At 45.4% G+C, this 20,405-nt stretch carries 12 protein-coding genes; 6 read left to right on the plus strand and 6 right to left on the minus strand.

What is annotated here, in order from left to right; translation table 11 throughout:
- From ACT8YW_RS12670 to ACT8YW_RS12685, 4 genes are all read left to right on the plus strand, one after another.
- Positions 1 to 308 (plus strand): hypothetical protein (locus ACT8YW_RS12670; RefSeq protein ID WP_140399013.1); only part of this gene is annotated, 308 nt, incomplete at its 5' end.
- A 29-nt stretch (positions 309 to 337) separates the two neighbouring features.
- Entirely contained in the window at positions 338 to 2,011 is a 1,674-nt protein-coding gene (locus tag ACT8YW_RS12675; protein WP_444105338.1) for a RagB/SusD family nutrient uptake outer membrane protein, read from the plus strand.
- A gap of 124 nt (positions 2,012 to 2,135) precedes the next feature.
- On the plus strand, positions 2,136 to 3,407 hold the full coding sequence (locus ACT8YW_RS12680) for a hypothetical protein (protein ID WP_444105339.1): 1,272 nt from the start codon (positions 2,136 to 2,138) through the stop codon (positions 3,405 to 3,407).
- A 184-nt stretch (positions 3,408 to 3,591) separates the two neighbouring features.
- A complete protein-coding gene (locus tag ACT8YW_RS12685; protein WP_444105341.1) occupies positions 3,592 to 4,764 on the plus strand; it encodes a MalY/PatB family protein in 1,173 nt (390 codons plus the stop codon).
- Between the two features lie 346 nt (positions 4,765 to 5,110).
- On the opposite strand, the gene ACT8YW_RS12690 is transcribed toward ACT8YW_RS12685, so the two are convergent.
- The 6 genes from ACT8YW_RS12690 to ACT8YW_RS12715 are packed head-to-tail and all read right to left on the minus strand — an operon-like array spanning position 5,111 to position 15,585.
- Positions 5,111 to 7,876, minus strand: coding sequence for an alpha-L-rhamnosidase (locus ACT8YW_RS12690; protein WP_444105343.1), 2,766 nt, complete (start codon positions 7,874 to 7,876; stop codon positions 5,111 to 5,113).
- On the minus strand, positions 7,873 to 9,276 hold the full coding sequence (locus ACT8YW_RS12695) for a rhamnogalacturonidase (protein ID WP_444105345.1): 1,404 nt from the start codon (positions 9,274 to 9,276) through the stop codon (positions 7,873 to 7,875). Before ACT8YW_RS12695 ends, ACT8YW_RS12690 begins: the two co-directional genes overlap by 4 nt.
- The gene (locus ACT8YW_RS12700) at positions 9,273 to 9,875 is read right to left on the minus strand and encodes a DUF4450 domain-containing protein (protein ID WP_149964270.1); all 603 of its coding nucleotides are present in this window, start codon (positions 9,873 to 9,875) and stop codon (positions 9,273 to 9,275) included. Before ACT8YW_RS12700 ends, ACT8YW_RS12695 begins: the two co-directional genes overlap by 4 nt.
- The gene (locus ACT8YW_RS12705) at positions 9,826 to 11,361 is read right to left on the minus strand and encodes a glycoside hydrolase family 28 protein (protein ID WP_444105348.1); all 1,536 of its coding nucleotides are present in this window, start codon (positions 11,359 to 11,361) and stop codon (positions 9,826 to 9,828) included. Before ACT8YW_RS12705 ends, ACT8YW_RS12700 begins: the two co-directional genes overlap by 50 nt.
- Positions 11,362 to 11,409: 48 nt before the next feature.
- A complete protein-coding gene (locus ACT8YW_RS12710; protein ID WP_444105350.1) occupies positions 11,410 to 12,648 on the minus strand; it encodes a rhamnogalacturonan acetylesterase in 1,239 nt (412 codons plus the stop codon).
- Positions 12,649 to 12,708: 60 nt separating this feature from the next.
- Positions 12,709 to 15,585: an exo-beta-1,4-galactosidase gene (locus ACT8YW_RS12715; protein ID WP_444105352.1), complete on the minus strand. Its 2,877-nt coding sequence runs from the start codon at positions 15,583 to 15,585 to the stop codon at positions 12,709 to 12,711.
- Between the two features lie 242 nt (positions 15,586 to 15,827).
- On the opposite strand from ACT8YW_RS12715, the gene ACT8YW_RS12720 reads away from it, so the two are divergent.
- Entirely contained in the window at positions 15,828 to 18,185 is a 2,358-nt protein-coding gene (locus tag ACT8YW_RS12720) for a family 43 glycosylhydrolase (protein ID WP_444105354.1), read from the plus strand.
- A 31-nt stretch (positions 18,186 to 18,216) separates the two neighbouring features.
- Positions 18,217 to 20,364: a beta-galactosidase gene (locus ACT8YW_RS12725; protein ID WP_444105356.1), complete on the plus strand. Its 2,148-nt coding sequence runs from the start codon at positions 18,217 to 18,219 to the stop codon at positions 20,362 to 20,364.
- Positions 20,365 to 20,405: the final 41 nt, after the last annotated feature.

Here is a 20,405-nt window from a genome sequence, read left to right on the forward strand (position 1 = left end):
ATCGTATGCCGGGTGGGGTGGCACTCAACTACTGTACATCCAAAATGCTTGAAGACGGTTCGTTCCTCCGTATAGGAGACATCACGCTGGCCTACGCACTTGGAAAGAAAGTAGCCAAGAAAGTTGGTATGCAGAACATCAAACTGTTTGCTTCGGTCAAGAACCTTTGCGTATTTACCAAATATACGGGATTTGACCCGGAAGTAAACACTCGTCAGGGACAGACAGGCGACTTGATGCCGAGTCTCGACTACAGTGCTTATCCGCGCAATCGTTCTTATTCTGTCGGTTTTAATTTTATTTTCTGATTTGTTTAACACCCTGAATATTGAATTCCATGAAAAAATATATCATATTATTATTGGCTACTACGTTCCTACTCGGAACTTCCGTTTCGTCTTGTACCAATTTCTTGGAAGAGAAGCCGGAGTCTGAATTCGATGAAGGAACTTTCTATAAGACTGTCGAATCTCTGAAAGTAGGAGCAGTCGGTGCGTTTTCTACGCTGCGCTATATGTATAACGTCGGCACCAATACCCCGTTATTTGTCGGTATGGTAGGTACGGACGAGTGTATGTATCCCAATGAAACGAACCTGCGTGGTTTTATCGACCGCTACACATATACGCCTACCGATGGCTGTATCAAGCAATTCTGGTTTCGCTACTACCGGTTGATTACCGCCTGCAACACTGTTATCTACAAAGCACAGGGAATCGAAGGAGACGCTAAACTTATCAACCGCTATGTGGCTAATGTACGCTTTTTACGTGCATGGGGATATTTCAACCTGGTGCAGACTTTCGGAGCCGTGCCTTTGATGACCGATCATGTGACGGAGCTGACTTACGACATGGGACGTACACCGGTAGCAGAAGTTTATCAACTCATTGAAGATGATTTATTGTTCTGTTTGGGCGAAGATGTTCTGCCTAAAGAGATAGATGGCGGTTGGGCGAACTACTGGGCTGCCAAAACATTGCTGGCAAAAGTATATATAACGATGGCTTCGGCACGTGCCGCTGATCGTGTAACCGGTTACGAGCAGATAGAACAAACGGATGAAAAACTTTACGGTGATGCATTGGCACTGCTGCAAGATGTAATCACCAACAGCGGACGTGATCTGGAACCGGTCTACGGAGATGTCTTTAAAATTGAAAATAAGAACATCAATAAAGAGACGATTTGGGAAATACAGTTCAGCGCACAGAATCCTTATGGCTCACAATGGCCGAAAGAATACGGTGCCCGTGCAATCAATACCGACGGACAGAAACTTTACGGTGGCTGGCGTACAAATGCCATTGCCGGACAATGCAACCTTAAATATGTTCCCTCATTCTGGAACTATTATGATGCCAATGGTTACGACAAGCGTCGGGAGTGGAATCTGGCCGATTATGTGATTGACTTTGATAAGACCAATAATAGCCCGATAGCACAGAAACCCATGACGGAGCTAAGCGGTAAACCGCAACCCGGAGACAATGCGAAGTCTGTAACGAACAGTGGTGTCACCAAATATCGTTGGGGAGCTACCTGGAAAGATGAACATACCAACTTTGTGTATTCCAACTGTCCGAACAATATCCTCGTACTGCGTTTTGCCGATGTACTGCTGATGTATGCCGAAGCCGATTTGATGTTGAACAACGGTTCACCGTCCGACGAGGGTGTGGAAGCAATGAATCGCATCGTGCAACGTGCCCGCGGATTAAATCAGGGAGTTGCTGTCACTGAAGACGATACCCCCGGATTTGGGAATTACGATACGTATACACTCGAAGATGTTTTGTTGGAGCGCGCCCGTGAGCTTTGCTTCGAACGCTGGCGTTGGTATGACCTCGCACGTACCGGTATGCTTGAGCACTTCCTGGAAAACCGTAATGGTTTTAGTACGACGAAAACCAGCTTCGACAGTGATAAGAATTATTTGTTCCCCATTCCGTTGAGTGAGATACAGATCTCGACGAATAAAGACGGAATGTATCAGAATCCTAATTATTAATGGGATGGCAATTATGCTTCTTTCTGTTTTAATAAGACGGGATATTGCAGAACTTGATAAAACTAACAGTCTGTCCGGATATTCCCTTGGGGAGATTTAATCGGGCTTTAAAAATCTTGAATCAATGAAACAAATAAAATATTTATCCTTTATCCCTTTTCTGGCTCTTCTCTGCTTGATGACGGGATGTGAAAATGACAAAGATGTGTATTACCCTTATGTCAATGTTCCGCTTACTACGCACAATCCGGTGCTCGTTGAGGGCGAAGTCCTGCATATCGGTATTGGTTTGGACGGTGTGAATTATCGTGTAGAGAGTGATAATGAGGATGTGGTGACTGCCGAGGTGGTTGGCAATGAGATACTGTTGACAGGCGGTGACATAGGTAGCACCATCGTTCGCCTTTCGGATGATAGCTACAATCGTGCTCTCATGACGGTTGAAGTACGTAAACTTCAGGAACTGACACTCGAATCGCTCCCGGAGGGAGTGGAAGTATTGCGTCTGGATAATGACGGCGTTATTCTTCGTGAAATGAAAATCCTGACCGGTAATGGCGGTTATACAGTAACCAATTCTGCTCCTGAAGCCATCAGTGCTGAAATTGTGGAAGACCCCGACGTAACAGGAGGATATAAACTGATACTTGGCGGTAAAGCAAATGTCAATCAGGCAACGATTACTGTGACAGATTCCCGAAACAAGTCAGCTACTCTTAAAGTGCGGGTGACGAATCCGATTCGTCCTGTTCTGTTTGATAAAGAGGGGATTCTTGAGGGAGAATATGTGTACGAGGGTACGCCTCAACAGATTTCTTTCAATATCACTTCCGGTAATGGCGGTTATACCGTTAAATCTTTGAATGAAGGGGTAGCTACTGTGGCAATATCCGGCACCACAGTAACTGTTACTGTGGTAGGTGACGGTGGTACAACCATTACTGTGACCGACCAGGAAAAGGAAAGCCGTTCCATAGATTTATGGGTACCGCTCAATCTTGACGACCCGACGCCACGTATTTATTGGGATGGTTATCGTGCCGATATTAACACGGCCGGAGTTTCCAGTACCGGATCTTATGCAACGCCAAAAGATATGTACTGGTATCAACAAAACGGTGAAGTGAAAGATACATATTATGTTTACTTTAACGGTGGTTGGGCAAACAATTTAAATTGTGTGAATGCTGCCAACCGTAATCCGAAGTTTGAAACGACTATCAATGACACTAAGACTTCGTATACAGACAAAGCAGCCTCTGCCGTTAAACTTACCGAGTTTATTTTGGAAAAACGTATCGGTACAGGTCCGACGAGCCATCCGCATATCTATTTCATCTCTTTAAAAACAGAAGATGGTAAGCGTGGATTTATAGTGCATCGTTGGAATGAATAATAAAGACAAATAGGTTCTTAGTTTTTTTTCAGGGTATGAATATGAGGGTCGGATGCTGTATTGCTCCGGCCCTCTATGTTTTGATAGAGCATACAAAATTAGAGGCTGCCTTTCGGTAATACCACGAAAACAACTATCTTTGCTAACTGTTTATTATACACATAACCTAACAATATTATGCAGTATGAACTATAATTTTGATGAAATAATAAACCGTCATGGTACAGATTCCGTAAAATGGGATGCAGTAGAGAATCGTTGGGGGCGCAATGACCTGATTCCAATGTGGGTAGCTGATATGGATTTCCGCACAGCTCCTTTTGTCATAGAGGCTTTGAAAAAACGCCTGGAGCATGAAGTACTCGGATATACATTTGCTTGCAAAGAATGGTCGGAGTCTATTATTAACTGGGTGAAGGATCGCCATGGTTGGGCGATTCGTGAAGAGATGTTGACTTTCACTCCCGGTATTGTTCGCGGCTTGGCTTTTGTGATCCACTGTTTTACGCAAAAGGGAGATAAGATAATGGTAATGCCCCCTGTTTATCATCCTTTCTTTTTAGTCACTCAAAAGAATGAACGTGAAGTGGTATTCAGTCCGTTAGTCCTGAAAGATGAACAATATTATATTGATTTCGACCGCTTCCGTCAAGATATTCAAGGATGCAAATTGCTTATTCTAAGCAACCCTCATAACCCGGGTGGACGTGTATGGACCAAAGAAGAACTGTCTCAAATAGCCGATATCTGCTATGAAAGCGGCACATTGGTTATCTCTGACGAGATTCATGCTGACTTAACCCTGCCTCCATACAAACATCCTACCTTTGCTTTGATTTCAGAGAAGGCACGGATGAACTCTCTTGTCTTTATGTCTCCCAGCAAAGCATTCAACATGCCGGGATTGGCTAGTTCCTATGCAATTATTGAGAACGACGAACTTCGTCACCGTTTCCAGACATATATGGAAGCAAGCGAGTTTAGCGAAGGACATCTCTTTGCTTATTTAAGTGTAGCAGCTGCTTACAGTCATGGTACAGAATGGCTGGACCAAGTGGTAGCATATATTAAAGGAAATGTGGATTTCACAGAAACGTATTTGAAAGAACATATTCCTGCTATCAAGATGATCCGTCCGCAAGCCTCTTACTTGATTTTCCTGGATTGCCGCGCATTGGGACTCAATCAGGAAGAACTGAATCGTCTTTTTGTAGAAGATGCTCATCTGGCGCTGAATGATGGAACAACATTCGGTAAGGAAGGCGAGGGATTTATGCGGTTGAACGTTGCTTGTCCGCGTGCTACGCTGGAAAAAGCATTGAAACAGTTGGAGCAGGCTGTAATGGATTTAAAATAGTCTTTTAAGTCCATTCCCCGGTTCGGAAATAGAATCAATCCGTTCAGGGGATGAAGCTATATTTCCTGTCTCACTCTTGCTTTTTACTATTTAATTTTGTATCTTTAGTGCTTCTCATCTTCCCAAAGACAGGTAATCATATTACAAAGTGACCAATATCATCTTATAAGGTGATATTGGTCACTTTGCAATGTGCCTATTGTCCCATTGTAACGGGACGACTTACCGACTGCATAAAAAACTACTAATCTTTGCACTGAAAAGTCTTAATCTTTGCACTGAAAAGTCTTAAGTACAAGATTGAAAAAATAGTTTGTTGCGGTATGATGATATGACAATGCCTCAACTATGGCATCACATTTACCGGAATCAGCCGTACCTCACTATTCAAGCCGGAGGGCAATGGACTCCAATGTCCATAATTGGCCGGACGATAGTTCAAATCAACAATATTGATTTCTTTGAATTTGCGCCACTGCACTCCCTGCCTGTCTAATTCTGCAATTCGATTCGCAGGGAGATTCGTGACTTCTATCTCGATGTGGTTTTTTCCGGGTTTTAAGAACTGGCCTACCTTTAGTTGATAAGGCACTGCCCATGCGCATCCCGCTTCCTGTCCATTGATGCGGACACGGGCACTTTCGCGTACATCTCCCAAATCAAGAATCCAGTCGTCAGCCTGCAAAGCCGGCAATTCGATGTCTAAGGAATAAACACCGGTTCCCATGTTCGTTTGGGCTGCCGGATGATCGATATGGGTCCATGAACAGGGGCGATCTATATCAAATGTCCCTTGAATTTCCGGTTTGCTTTCGGCGAAGTGTAGCTTCCAACCATGATCCAGACGAAGACTGAAAGGTTGCTCTTTGACATACTTCCACGGTTTGGATGCCTGCAAAGGTTGTTGATATGTTTGCAGAATAATTGATTCACCGGATTTTAGTTGTAGATAGACTTGTGTTTTTCCGTCTGCCTGTTTTACTTTAGCTTCACCACATTCTCCGGTCATGGGATTGAAGAGAGCGGCTGCGGCTGCATTCGTTCCCAATGTGATCCAACCGTCCACTCCTTTGTTTTGCAAGGAAGAGATGAAATAGTGGTGTCCCGTATCATTCACTCTCCGGATCGCTTGTAGTCCGAATTTGGTTTTCATTTCTTCGGGAGAGATATTGCAGCTGGCCAATGTGCGTGCATAATCCGTTCCAGTGATAATCTTCCCCTTTCCGATTGGAGTAACGGTTGTTTCCGAGAAAGAAACAGCCGGAAGTTGCCGGATCGTATGCTGGTAACTTTGGCGTTTTTGTTCCAACTGACCGTATCCCGGTACATCTGTCGGATAATTTTCGAGGAATACGATAGTAGCTCCCTGTTTGGCAAGTTCATAAAGATGTGCCAATACATCACTCGGCATTAGGTGTGCAGCAGGCACTACCAACGCTTTGTAGCCCGTTCCGCCCGAAGTAACCAACTGTCCGTCTTTGAAACGTGTACTGCGAATAAAGTTATCGGAAATATAATCCCCGTCATACCCGCTGTTGTTGATGCGATGGATAGCGTCGATAAACTTAGGAGCCAGTTTATCCATGTGGTGTATCGTGAATAATAACAATCGTCCCGGCTGCTCATTCCACATATCATATACCGGAAGATAAATCAGGAAATCATTATCCGGCCGTCCCATTTGCAGAAAACTCTGGCAACGGGTGATATAGTTGAAGAATGAAGGAGTATCACGCCAAATACTGTTTGTCGGACTCATATTGATAGAAGCGTAGAACAACCATCCGGGCCATTCGGCTTCTTTCGGAGAATACGGAGTGCCGTGGAAAAACATGTGATTGACACCGGAAACAAACATCAGATCCATATCCGGTTTGCATTGCGATAAAGAAGTGCGGAAATGCTCCGTCAGCCACGTGAATGTTTCGGAAGAAGTGTACGTCTTTCCTGCAATATGAGCACCTGAAGAAGCATATTTCAGCATAGACAGGTCCGAATCATTCTTTTTAGTTAAAGAATCCTGACGCAATCCTTCGATATGGAATTGCGACAGTCCGAAACCCTCACATTCGGGAATATCCACGGCAGCATAAATATCAATCAGATTGCCGGGCGAACCATGTGCCTGGTTGCGGGTGATACTGCCGTTCTTATGTGCCCAATCCGTCCACTGGCAGGTAAAGTTTTCCAATAACAAATCGGAAATCGTTTCCCGGTAATCGGATACGATACGTCTGCTGACTTCCGGACGACTTTCGTCCAGAAATTCGGGGAAATGTTCTTCCAGTTTGTATCCCCGGCGACGGGCGAATTGTTCCAGGAAATCGTCTGTCCAATCTGCCTGATATACTTCGTAAGAGTCGTTGAAGAATGTATGGGGATAGCTCGTCTTGCTGCTTTTGAAAGCACGGTCAAAACGGGAAAGATAGTTCTTTACAGCTTTCTTTGAGAGATGGTTCATTACATATCCCTCACCTCCGGGAGCGGCACGTTTCACTTTCTGTCGTGTCTTACCGATATAAAGAGCTACGATTTTCCATTTGCCCGCAGGTGCTTTCCATTGTAGCTTGTCTTTTTTTACGTGGGCGGTCAGGTTGATACATTTACCTTTCTCATCGTAAGCCATCACCCGGCTTAGTACGGAATAAGCCTGTTGCTTAGGGTCGGTCACGTTGATATCTTGTTCAATCTCTTTGCCTCCCTCTAGGTTGTATGTCTGGAAGATAGCCTTAGTGGCTGCATCTTCAATACTGACTTCCGGTCCGCCGAAAGGCCATCCGGTTCCGGTATTCATGTCAATCTCGATACCGGTACGCTTTCCTTCCGCCTGTGTATGTTTGAGAACTTCCATCCAGCGGGGAGAGAGAAATTGAATCTCGTTCGCATCATTGCCCTGCACACCATAGATGGGAGTAATTTCTACCGCCCCCATTCCGGTGCGTGCATATTCTTCCAGATTGTATGTCAGGTTCTTTTTGTCTACGGCACTTCCCAGCCACCACCATCTGGCACCGGGACGTGCTTCCACCGGAGCATCCGGCCATTGCTGTGCTTGCATTACTCCACCTGCGGCAAGCAGGCAAAGGACTATCCATTGTCTTTTATTCATCATTCTTTCGGCGTATTATAATATTCTATGTTTTCTGTATCATCGGTAACAAAGAGTGGCCGTCCGTCCGGCTGTTCAAAGTGGAAACGAACACCGTCGAAGGTAATATTCCGTGCATGACGGATATAAAATCCTTTAGCTGGAATCGTGCCGAACATCCACGGTTCGGGATATACTTTTTCCTGTTCGGGCGGAACTCGTTTACCATCTTCTTCGCTGTACCCACCTTTATAATAGAGGTGAATATTACGCAAAGTCACATCCTCGATACAGGCTCCCGGTACGCCGCTGATGATAGAAGCATACCGGCTGTCGGCACTCCATACATTGATATCGCTGATAAGAATACGTTTCATGGTGCCCACAGGAGTGCCTTCAGGACTGCGCATACGTGCGCCCAACCGGAGGAAAATAGGTGCGTTGACTATATTTCTCATTGTAATATTACTGATTACAATATCTTCCAGATGTCCTCCGTCTACCGTTTCCAATGCCAATCCACGGCAATGTTCAAAGATACAGTTCGTAATCGCAATATTGCGGAAACCTCCACTACTTTCTGTGCCGAGTTTGATGCGTCCCGTACGGAAACCATGATCGGGAGCCTGCGGTTCGTCCAACTGCCAAGTGCCGTCCATTACACTGCCTTTGTCAAAGCCGCTGACATAACAATCACTGATCGTCACATTTTCCGTATCTTGGAAGCGTCCTAATCCATAAGAGGCTTTCAATACAATGGCATCATCCCAAGGGGAGTTCACCGTGCATTGGCTGATACGTACGTTCCGGCAGCAATCAATATCGAAGCCATCCCGGTTGGTGTCTACTTTCAGATTCAGAATCGTCAGATGATCCACTCCGGTAGCCAACAGGGCGAAATGCCCGCAATGCAGCATGGATAAATCTTTCAGGGTCACATTTCTGCAATCTTTCAGGCTGATCGCCTTATTGCCTACACCCGGCAGGCGGCTCTCTTCACGGGTCAAGCCTTTGCCGTAGATTAAGCCGGGACCACTGATCGTAATATTCTCCAGCCCGATTCCCCAAATTAAAGAGTTTTTCCAATGGCTGTGACCGAAATCCTGATACTTATTATGTTCATTCGGTTCGGCGGTATCATATCCTTCTTCTTTTCCGGGAAAGGCGGCAATAATGCGGGTGCCCTGTTCCAGATAGATATGAATGTTACTTTTTAACCGGATGGAATAACACGCATATTCTCCCGCAGGTAGATATACTGTGCCTCCTCCGGCCTGTGCGGCCGCTTCAATCGCACGATTGATGGCAGGCGAATCAATCGTTTTCCCATCCGCTTTGGCTCCGAAGTCCATTACATTATAAATGGCTGCATGTAGATAGATACAACCTATTAACAGACTGAATAATAAATAGATCCTTTTCATTTTTTGTCGATTTTGGCAAAAATATCCGGTAACATATAGTAGTTGTAATCCGCTTTTTCATTCTGTTCGTAGAAACAGAAGTAAAGCCGGAAAGGCTTGCTTCCTTCGTTTCGGGAAGAAGCCGGGGAGAGACTGCAACGTCCGGCCAGTACAGGGCGGTCGGTTCGTTTGCCTGATTCGTAAAGCATCAGGGGAGTTGCATCCTTATGTCCGTCACTCAAGCGAATATCATCGGTAGGAGTGACAGCCTGCAGCGTCCGTAATTGCATACTTTCTCCGTAGTAGCAAGTGAAGGCTTGTCCCTCCACGCTGAATACATTGATGTCCGAATCCGGTTGGCAATCGCCGAAACTCCAAAATAGGGCATCGGCTTCCGGAGCAGAGGCGACTTCTACTTCCAGGATAAATCCACGACTATCGGGCAGTGCTTTCCATTGGAAGGACACTCCCTGTATCTTTTCTTTAGGCTTTAGCCAGTGGCTTTCATTTCCTTTTGATATACCCAACCGGAAAGTGCCGGCAGGTGGCGTCAGTGCTTGTGCTTGCGCATCAATGAGCAAGATTACCAGCAGTACGATGGTCAGGAGATGTCTTAACATAGTTGAAGTTGATATTACTTTGTTCATTCTCTTTTAGTTCAATGACATTCTTTTCTTCTGTCTTTAATGTGATTTCAGATAAGTTGAAATTCTTCGTATAGCAGATTTTGCCAGGTTTGTCGGTCTGCGCTTCGATGGCATAAAGATAGAAATTTTCCAGACGTAACGAGTCATTCCATCCCGAAGCGGAGATAAATTCGTCCACATTTTCCGCTTTTACCTTTGATACGTAGACATTGCGGAAACGCGGATAACCTTTTTCGGGAGGCATTACTGGAGTCAGCATGATTCTCCAGTGCTCCGGGATTTCTTTCCCTTCATACTCTTTGGGTAAAGTGCTGTAACTGTAACTGGGGTTCCAGTTCAAGTCCGCCGCCAGTACGTGACGGACGTTTTCCGCTTTTACTTCGGTCATATAAATGTTTTCGATTGTTCCTCCGCGGTTCATGGCGCTTTTCAACCGCAGTACAGCGGAGGTGCCGATTGCTTCCAGATTATATCCCAATACATTCCGTATGCTACCGGAAGTTTCGCTTCCGCAGGTGATAAGTCCGGCACCTTTGCGGGCGATGCAATTGCGTATGACCACATTTTCCGTAGGAAGGTTCACCCGCAGTCCGTCTGCATCCCGTCCCGATTTGATACAGATATTATCATCGTTACAGTCTACATCGCAGTTTTCGATCAAGATATTGCAGGAAGAATCAATGTCGATACCGTCCGTGCTCGGACCGTGTCCACCTATATTGTTGTTGATGGTCAATCCGTCTATCGTGCAATAATCGGAGTAAAGAATCTGACATCCCCAAAAACCGGTACGCATCAGGGTAAATCCTTTCAATGTAATGTCCGAACTACGTTCTATGAGGATGCCCCGTACCCGTTTACAGTCGTAATCCACAATCCAGCGCAATCCTTTTGCTTCGTATTCTTTCCGCATTTCCCAATATTTATCCCAAAATACTTTTCCCCGGCAGTCCAGCGTTCCTTCTCCGCTGACGGAAGCGTTCTTTTCATTGACAATGTTGATAACTGCCGCGGGCCATGTCATCTCGATTCCTGCAATCCGCGAACGGAATTCGGGATAATGATGAATGGATGGGCTGGCCAGTAAAGTCACCCCTTTGTCCAGTTGCAGGTTGACACCGCTTTTTATGAACAGTGCGCCAGTCTGATAATATCCCGGCTGGAGAACTACCGTTCCTCCACCGATGACGGCACAACTGTCAATTGCTTTCTGGATAGCTTCCGTGCTAAGCACCGTGCTGTCTGCTACTGCGCCAAAAGAATTAGCGGATAAAGTTACATTGTTTCCGGGCATTTGCCGGCTGCCTACACTGTCGGCCCACGACAAATCCGGTTGCTGCGGAACCTGCCCCCATTCGAAGCTGTTGTTTCCTGCCTGTTTAGCCGTTGGGGTGGCGCAAGCTGCTGTCAAAAGTGTGCCTGCCAATAGGAACAGGGGGAAGATGCTTTTGGTTTTCATATTTATCTAATGCCTGATTCTTAATACTTAATACCTACTACTTATCTCTTAATTTCCGTCCGGTTTTTCAATTTCCGTGAATGGTGATTCGTTCCAGTGGAAACCATTTACATCGTCCGGCTGTGCCGGATTATAGGACGGGTCTATTTTCAGGTGTTTAGCCAGTTCCGGTACGGCTTTCTTCATTCCTTCAATCACACATTGGGCTATTTGATAGGCTCCGTATGGATTGAAGTGGGTGTTATCCTCAAAAGCTTTGGTCTGTCCCGGATAAGTGCCTGCCGGATAGTGTACGAAAGCACGTTTCGACGTTTCTGTTCCCAAAGCTTCATAAAGTGTACGGGTCATTTCGTTGAGATCGATCAACGGAACATTTTCTTTAGCTGCCAGCCAGCGCATGGCTTCCGGATAATCTTCGTGTGTGTCACGGATATGTCCGGTTGCGTCGAAACTCCGGCGTTGGGTGGGAGTGACCAGTACAGGGTATGCTCCCCGTGTACGGGCTTCATCAATAAATGTTTTCAGGCTGGTCATAAAAGAGTAATAAGCTCCTTTGCCCGGCCCTTTTTGCTTTTGGTCGTTATGCCCGAATTCCATGAAAAGATAATCTCCTTTCTTTATCTGGCTCAATGCTTTTTTCAAACGTCCTGCGGCAATAAACGTATTGGCAGATTCGCCCGATTCCGCATAATTGGCGATACAAACGTCCGTACCGAAAAAATGAGGTATCATTTGTCCCCAGCTGGCCCATGGCTCGTTGTCCTGGTCGACTACGGTACTGTTACCGCATAGAAAAACGGTAATCACCGACGGATCGGCAGGCTCGATACTGATACTCTGGCATACGGGTGCATCGCCGTTAAATTCCAGCGTCAGTTTATCGTCCCAGTTCAGTTTGGCCTTTTCGCGGGGTTTGATTCGTACGGATTCTTTTTCGGAAATGCGGGGATTGCGTTTGTTGATGATAAATGTTTCATCTACGAATTGTCCCTTTTGGGTCGCAAGGTTATCAATGAATAGTCGGCGTGACTCGCCTCTTACAGTGGTCACTCCTGCCTGTTTCTTGTTTCCCAGGCGAACGGTTACTTGGTAGTTACCGTCCGGCACACGGACAGAAAAGAAGAAGGGTGCCTTACTGCCTTTTTCGGGAGTAGCGACGAGATCATATCCATATCCCGTCTCCTCACTGTAGCGGGGAGCATCTGCCAACTGGTATGTTTGGGCTTTCTCCTGTGCATGGATATTTGCCGTAGCCAAGAGTAGCAAGCCTATGATCGTAGTTTTCATGTAAATAATATTAATGTATATGATTTGATGGGATGCAGGGTGTGCCTGATAATTTCCCATTTAGTTAATTTTCGGTTTGAGTTCGTCAGGTGAATCTTTGGTATAAGATTTCACATCTCCCGCCACTTTGGTGAATAATGCCTGTATCAGCTCCGGAGCTATCTTTTCTGCCGGACGGAAAGCATCCGAATTCATATAATCCAGGATTGCTTTATGCATCTGGCGGGCAACGATTCGTTTTTCCGGTTGGGAAGTAATGTCCATACTGGTCATCATCAATTTACCGTTCAAGACCTTTGCTTCGAACAACATGCCGATTTTCCGGCTGATAAACCAGGTATCAATACTTTGAACCGTTGGTTGGAATGTTGCCGGGAAGTCGGTGAATTGCATCACCTGCGCTTTGTTCAGCAGTTCCCACCATTGCAGGTTGCTATGATACTCAGTAGGGAATTCGCGGAAAAGAGGGTGATATTCATTCAGGAAAATACCGGTTGTGTGCGGCGGACGCATCTTGAACCAGGAAGTATTCCAGAATACGGGAGTGAAGTATTGTTTGACTTCTTTGCCGTATTGTATCTTTCCGGCAGCCGTAATCAGCACATTTCCTCCGTCTTGCAATACAGCCAATGCCTTGGCATCCAAGGTGTCGGTGGTATATACTGTTCCTTGTACCAGTTCCACTTGTGCCGGATATACCCAGAAATCCCAGTCGTTTACGGCATCACTGCCTTCGATACGTACTTCCAGATTTAGTTTCTGCGGTGTGTCGATTGCTTCCAGAGCCATATCTACACTACCCAGAGAATAAAGATTTCCGATGGGAATGTGATGGGTGCCGACAGTTCCATGAGCATATACTTTTCCGAATTTATCCTTAATGGTATATACTGTTTTTGCACTTTTCAAGGGAGCAGCTCCGAAATGAGATACTTCAATGTCGGCATGGAATGTTTCATTGTTGGCATATACAAATTTAGGAATACGTGCCAAAGGTACGGTCGGACTGCAAAAGCGTCTGAACTGTTCTGCGTTGATATATCCTTTTTCTTCAAAGAACACGTCCAGTACACCGACTAATGCAGTTCCCTGACCGGAATAATCATTGAGAGCCAGCAACTGAAATCCCGCATAGTCCGGAGTACGCAAGGTCTTTTCAATCTCATGTTTGTAGCAGAGTGCCTGCAATTTGCCCGAAGCCATCATAAAGTCGTGACTCTGGCTTCCCATGTGGTTATCGTTCAGAATATCCCGGAAGATTTCAAAGTTCTTCGCTTTGTTGACTCCGGTATATTTACGGATCTCATTGAAATTCGGGAATACGCACCATTGACCTGTTTCGTGTGATACATACGGTTGTTTCACCGTGTCGATTCTTGCACGATAATCCGATTCACTTTCCGGTTGCGCACCTGCCCAACTAAGTCCGCGTGCGCCGGCTTTCACATGATACTCATTGTGAGGTTGCCATTGCCAGCTGTTTCCAACGGAGGCTCCTGTGTATACACGACGTGGATCGGTTGCTTTCCAATAATCCACGAACTTGCTGACCCATGCCACCCAACGACCGGAAGGCTCATTGCCGCAAGCCAGCATGCAGTAAGAAGCGTAATTCCCATATTCTTTGGTCAGTGCAATGGTTTCGTCCATCAGGTATTTGTCAATCGGTTGTCCGTTACCTAGTCTTGGACCGTGGTTCGGCCAGCTCGGTCCTTCCGGTTGCAGATAGAAACCGACCAGATCGGCAGCGATGAAAGCTGCTTCCGGCGGACAGAAGGAGTGGAAGCGCATGTGATTCAGACCATAGTTACGACAAATGCGGAACACCCGTTCCCAAGAAGTTACATCCATCGGCGCATAGCCTGTCAATGGGAAATCACAGTTTTCCACCGTACCGCGAAGCATCGTTTTGCGACTATTTACATAGAACCATTTCCCTTCTATCTTGAAATCACGCATACCGAACTGTACTTGTCGCGTGTCAGTTTGCTTGCCGTTGGTCAATTTTGCCGTCAGTTTATAAAGTGCCGGACTGAATTCATCCCACGTCAGAAACTCTTTTCCCATCGGAAGTTCCATTTCCACCGGATTATCTCCCGGACGGATGTTGAAACTTTGATGTACGGGAGCCACTTTGTGCTGAATGTCCGTGTTAAAGCTCTCGGCGGAAAGGGTGATCTCTCCCTTGGTGGAAGAAGCAGACTGTATATTCATGCGAACCAGCGCTTTCTGATTGCTCAAATCGGGATATACCTGAATGTCTTCTAAATGGATTTTGGGAGTAGCTTGTAATTCGATTCGTCCGACGATACCGTTCCAGTTACCTTGTGTCTGGTCGGTGATACTGTGAGAATCTGGACCTACATTGATTTCTTTGATTCTATTATCGATACGGATGGTAATCAGGTACGTTTTTCCGGGAGTGGTTGCAGCAGTCAGGTCATAGACATGAGGAACACAAAGACTGTTTTGCATACCAAGCTCCTGCTGATTTACCCATACAGTAGTTTCGATGTGCGGACGTTCCAGAAAAAGAGTGATTCTTTCTCCTTTCCAGTCAGCCGGAATTGTCACTTTCTTTTGATACCAGGCCACACCTACATAATGTTTGTCGGGAGTCAGAAAGAAGGGTAGCTTTACTTGTCCCTCTATCCTGTATTTTTCCATATATGGGTTGAAGTAGTAAGAACTGTCGTAGAGGCTTCCGGTCCATTGGGTACGGACGGTCACTTCATCTCCTTTCAGTTTTTCGGGCATGGAGCCGGGCAGGTTGATAGAATCGTCGAGGGATCTTTTGAACCATTGTTCCTTGACGCCGGTATCTTCCCGGTCTATCCGGAAATTCCATTTGCCGGATAAGCTGAAAGAGTGATTTTGCCCCGCTACGGTCAGTATGGAGATAGATACGATAGCAATACTTACTAAAAGTCGTTTCATGATATATAGAGTTGATATGTTTTTCATTCTTTTTAAAATCTGCCGCTAAAGTAGAGCTTTTTAAGGGTTTAGTAAATAGAAAGATGTACAGATACATAGAATATTGTATCAAAATGGACTTATAAAAGCGTTCGTGTACAAAACTACATGGATTTGAAATATTGTCCATGCTCTTTATCTTTGAGGAGGGGCGGAGATGCCTTATCTTTGCAAGGTAAACTTTTTAATCTTAATAAGGAACCATGAAAAAAGTAGTAATCTGGATAGCTCTAAGTCTTTGGTCGGTGATGACAATCTTTGCCGGTGAGACAGCTTACCTCTTTTCTTATTTTATCAATGACAGTAAAGACGGACTGCATTTAGCATATAGTTATGATGGATTGAACTGGCTGCCTTTACATGGCGGACGTTCTTATCTTACCCCTGCGGTTGGTAAAGATAAATTAATGCGTGACCCCAGCATTTGCCAGTCGCCGGACGGAACTTTTCACATGGTCTGGACTTCCAGTTGGACGGACCGGATTATCGGATATGCCTCTTCACGCGATTTGGTTCATTGGAGTGAGCAACAAGCAATCCCTGTGATGATGCACGAGCCGGATGCACATAACTGTTGGGCTCCCGAACTGTTTTATGATGAACCTTCACAAACTTATTATATCTTTTGGGCAACTACGATTCCCGGCCGTCACAAAGAAGTGGCTACCAGTGAAAGTGAGAAGGGACTGAATCATCGTATTTATTATGTAACAACGAAGGATTTTCGTACTTTCTCAAAGACGAAGATGTTCTTCAATCCAGATTTCAGTGTGATTGATGCCGCTATTGTGAAAGACCCGAAGCGGGAAGACTTGATAATGGTAGTCAAGAATGAAAATTCCAATCCGCCGGAAAAGAATTTGCGTGTGACGCGTACAAAGAAGATAGAAAAAGGATTCCCGACCAAAGTATCGGCACCTATTACAGGAAAATATTGGGCGGAAGGTCCGGCTCCTCTTTTTGTAGGGGATACGCTTTATGTCTATTTTGATAAATACCGTGACCATCGTTATGGAGCTGTTCGTTCTTTGGACTATGGTGAAACATGGGAAGATGTGTCCGATCAGGTCTTTTTTCCGAGGGGGATTCGTCATGGAACGGCGTTTGCGGTGGATGCCTCCATTGTGGAGTCACTGATTGCCGACCGGAACTATAATCCGCTTATTCCCGATAATCTGGCGGATCCGTCTGTCTCCAAATTTGGTGATACCTATTATCTTTATGGCACTACCGATCTGGATTACGGACTTGGACGTGCCGGAACTCCTGTCGTATGGAAATCGAAAGATTTTGTGAACTGGAGTTTCGAAGGTTCCCATATCAGTGGATTCGACTGGTCGAAAGGATATGACTACACGAATGGTAAAGGTGAAAAGAAAAAGGGCTATTTCCGTTATTGGGCGCCTGGAAAAGTGATTGAGCAGGACGGCAAGTTTTATTTATACGTTACGTTTGTGAAACCGGATGACAAGGTGGGAACTTATGTGCTTGTAGCTGATCGCCCGGACGGTCCTTTCCATTTTACTGCGGGACAGGGGCTTTTGCCTCCCGGAGAAGAAGTTACAGATAGCCCGGCTGTCGTTGATGATATTGACGGAGAACCTTTTATTGATGACGACGGTTCAGGATATATCTTTTGGCGTCGTCGGAATGCGGGACGGCTTTCTGCGGACAGGCTTCATCTGGATGGTGAGCCGATAACTCTGGCAACAGCCCGCCAGGGGTATTCCGAAGGTCCGGTGATGTTTAAGCGTAAAGGTATCTATTACTATATTTATACGTTGAGTGGTCATCAGAATTATGTCAATGCTTATATGATGAGCCGCGAGTCTCCTTTGACGGGTTTTGTAAAGCCGGAGGGGAACGACATTTTTTTATTCTCTTCTCCTGAAAATCAAGTGTGGGGACCGGGACATGGCAATGTGTTTTATGACGAGGGAACGGATGAATATATTTTTCTCTATCTGGAATACGGAGATGGCGGAACTACCCGTCAAGTGTATGCTAACCGGATGGAATTTAATGACGATGGAACGATAAAGACATTAATCCCCGATATGCGTGGTGTAGGTTATCTGGCTGCTTCCCAAGAGACCCGGCCGAATCTGGCATTACAGTCGCATTTTTATGCTTCCAGTGAGAAATCTCCCCGTACTTCCGTGGTCAATATCGAAACGCAACCCAATCAACCGTTGCCGGAAAAAGGTTCGGTGAAGAGCTATACCCGCACGCATACTTATCAGGCTACCCATGTAGCTGACGAATCGAATGGAACCCGTTGGATGGCGGCTGATACGGATAGCAGTCCGTTTATTACAGTCGATTTAAAGGAAATCCGTAAGGTCGGGGAGTGCCAGTTCTATTTTACCCGTCCTACTGAAGGACATACCTGGCGATTGGAGAAGTCTATCGACGGAAAACATTGGCAGACATGTGCCGAACAAGGCAAAGTGCAAGTATGCTCTCCACACATTGCTAGGGAAATAGGAGAGACACGTTATCTCCGTCTTCATATTCGCAGGGGAGATGCCGGTTTGTGGGAATGGAAAATATATGAATAACGTTTTATAACGCTAATAATCAATCGAATTTATGAAGTATATGGTAAAAAGTAAAATTCTGGCTACTTTCTGTGCCGGTCTATTAACCGTTTCTACCGGAATACAGGCAGCAGAGAGACTGGCAACCGGAACTCAACAGAAGCAGGCTCAAAAGACTGTAATTGAAACTTCTCCCTGGTTTGATGATAAAGACCTGACTTTGACGGGTGTCTATTATTATCCCGAACACTGGGATGAGAGCCAGTGGGAACGTGACTTCAAGAAAATGCATGAACTGGGATTTGAATTTACCCATTTTGCCGAGTTTGCCTGGGCGCAACTGGAACCGGAAGAGGGGCGCTATGATTTTGCATGGCTGGACAGGGCTGTAGCTTTGGCAGCCAAGTATGATTTGAAAGTTATCATGTGTACTTCTACTGCCACTCCTCCTGTATGGATGAGCCGGAAATATCCCGAAATTCTATTGAAGAATGAGGATGGAACGATACTTGACCACGGTGCTCGCCAGCATGCTTCATTTGCTTCGCCTCTTTACAGGGAATTATCATACAAGATGATTGAAAAACTGGCGCAACATTATGGCAATGACTCCCGTATTATCGGATGGCAACTCGACAACGAACCTGCTGTACAGTTTGATTATAATCTGAAAGCAGAGCTTGCTTTCCGTGATTTTCTCCGTGCCAAATACAATAATGACATTCAACTTTTAAATAATGCATGGGGCACTGCTTTCTGGAGTGAGGCTTATTCGTCTTTTGATGAAATAACGCTTCCCAAGCACGTACAGATGTTTATGAATCATCATCAAATTTTGGATTACCGCCGTTTTGCTGCATCACAAACCAATGATTTCCTGAACGAACAATGTCTGTTGATTAAGAAATATGCAAAGAACCAATGGGTGACTACGAATTATATACCGAATTATGATGAAGGTCACATCGGTGGTAGTCCCTCGCTTGATTTTCAAAGTTATACCCGTTATATGGTATATGGTGATAATGAGGGGATTGGTCGTCGAGGCTACCGGGTAGGTAATCCGTTGCGGATAGCCTGGGCAAATGACTTTTTCCGTCCGATACAGGGAACTTATGGTGTGATGGAATTACAGCCGGGACAGGTGAACTGGGGCAGTATCAATCCCCAACCTCTTCCGGGCGCAGTTCGTCTGTGGATGTGGAGTGTGTTTGCCGGTGGAAGTGATTTTATCTGCACCTATCGTTATCGCCAGCCTCTTTACGGCACGGAACAATATCATTACGGAATTGTCGGCACGGACGGAGTGACTGTTACTCCCGGCGGAAGAGAATATGAGACATTTATAAAGGAAATTCGTGAACTTCGTAAACATAGCTCTTCCCGTGAAACCAAACCTGCCGATTACCTTGCCCGTCGTACTGCAATTCTTTTCAATCATGAAAATTCCTGGAGTATCGAGCGGCAGAAGCAGAATCGTACATGGGACACTTTTGCACACATCGAAAAGTACTATCGTACCCTAAAATCATTCGGAGCTCCTGTCGATTTTATATCAGAGACAAAGATTTTATTCAATTATCCGGTGGTCGTAATACCGGCTTATCAATTGGCTGATAAAGAACTGGTGGATAAATGGATTGCATACGTGAAGAATGGCGGAAATCTAATCTTAACCTGCCGTACGGCACAGAAGGACCGTTATGGCCGTCTTCCTGAAGCTCCTTTCGGTTCCATGATCGCTCCTTTGACAGGAAACGAAATGAACTTTTACGATTTGCTTCTTCCTGAAGATCCCGGTACTGTAGTGATGAATGGAAAGGAGTATGCGTGGAATACATGGGGAGAAATACTGAATCCTCCCACTGATGCACAGGTCTGGGCTACTTATAAAAACGAATTCTATGAAGGAAGTCCGGCTGTCACTTTCCGTAAATTAGGAAAGGGAACAATCACTTATATTGGAGTGGACAGTCATGATGGAGCATTGGAAAAAGATATATTGAAGAAACTATATGCACAACTGAATATCCCGGTGATGGATCTGCCTTATGGTGTGACAATGGAATACCGTAATGGATTGGGAATTGTTTTGAATTATTCGGATCGTCCTTATACATTCAACTTGCCGAAAGGGGGCAAGGTACTGATAGGAACTGCGGAAATTCCTACGGCAGGGGTATTGGTCTTTTCAATGTAACAATAAAAGGATCTTTTTATCTTTGCAGGACTTGAATGAAT

This window comes from Bacteroides sp. (genome assembly GCF_052357945.1).
Classification (GTDB): domain Bacteria; phylum Bacteroidota; class Bacteroidia; order Bacteroidales; family Bacteroidaceae; genus Bacteroides.

Coding starts and splice junctions, on each gene's coding strand:
- ACT8YW_RS12680 (WP_444105339.1), top strand. CDS start 2,136: ATGAAACAAATAAAATATTTATCCTTTATCCCTTTTCTGGCTCTTCTC.
- ACT8YW_RS12685 (WP_444105341.1), top strand. CDS start 3,592: ATGAACTATAATTTTGATGAAATAATAAACCGTCATGGTACAGATTCC.
- ACT8YW_RS12690 (WP_444105343.1), bottom strand. CDS start 7,876: ATGATGAATAAAAGACAATGGATAGTCCTTTGCCTGCTTGCCGCAGGT.
- ACT8YW_RS12695 (WP_444105345.1), bottom strand. CDS start 9,276: ATGAAAAGGATCTATTTATTATTCAGTCTGTTAATAGGTTGTATCTAT.
- ACT8YW_RS12705 (WP_444105348.1), bottom strand. CDS start 11,361: ATGAAAACCAAAAGCATCTTCCCCCTGTTCCTATTGGCAGGCACACTT.
- ACT8YW_RS12725 (WP_444105356.1), top strand. CDS start 18,217: ATGAAGTATATGGTAAAAAGTAAAATTCTGGCTACTTTCTGTGCCGGT.
- ACT8YW_RS12675 (WP_444105338.1), top strand. CDS start 338: ATGAAAAAATATATCATATTATTATTGGCTACTACGTTCCTACTCGGA.
- ACT8YW_RS12715 (WP_444105352.1), bottom strand. CDS start 15,585: ATGAAACGACTTTTAGTAAGTATTGCTATCGTATCTATCTCCATACTG.
- ACT8YW_RS12720 (WP_444105354.1), top strand. CDS start 15,828: ATGAAAAAAGTAGTAATCTGGATAGCTCTAAGTCTTTGGTCGGTGATG.
- ACT8YW_RS12700 (WP_149964270.1), bottom strand. CDS start 9,875: ATGTTAAGACATCTCCTGACCATCGTACTGCTGGTAATCTTGCTCATT.
- ACT8YW_RS12710 (WP_444105350.1), bottom strand. CDS start 12,648: ATGAAAACTACGATCATAGGCTTGCTACTCTTGGCTACGGCAAATATC.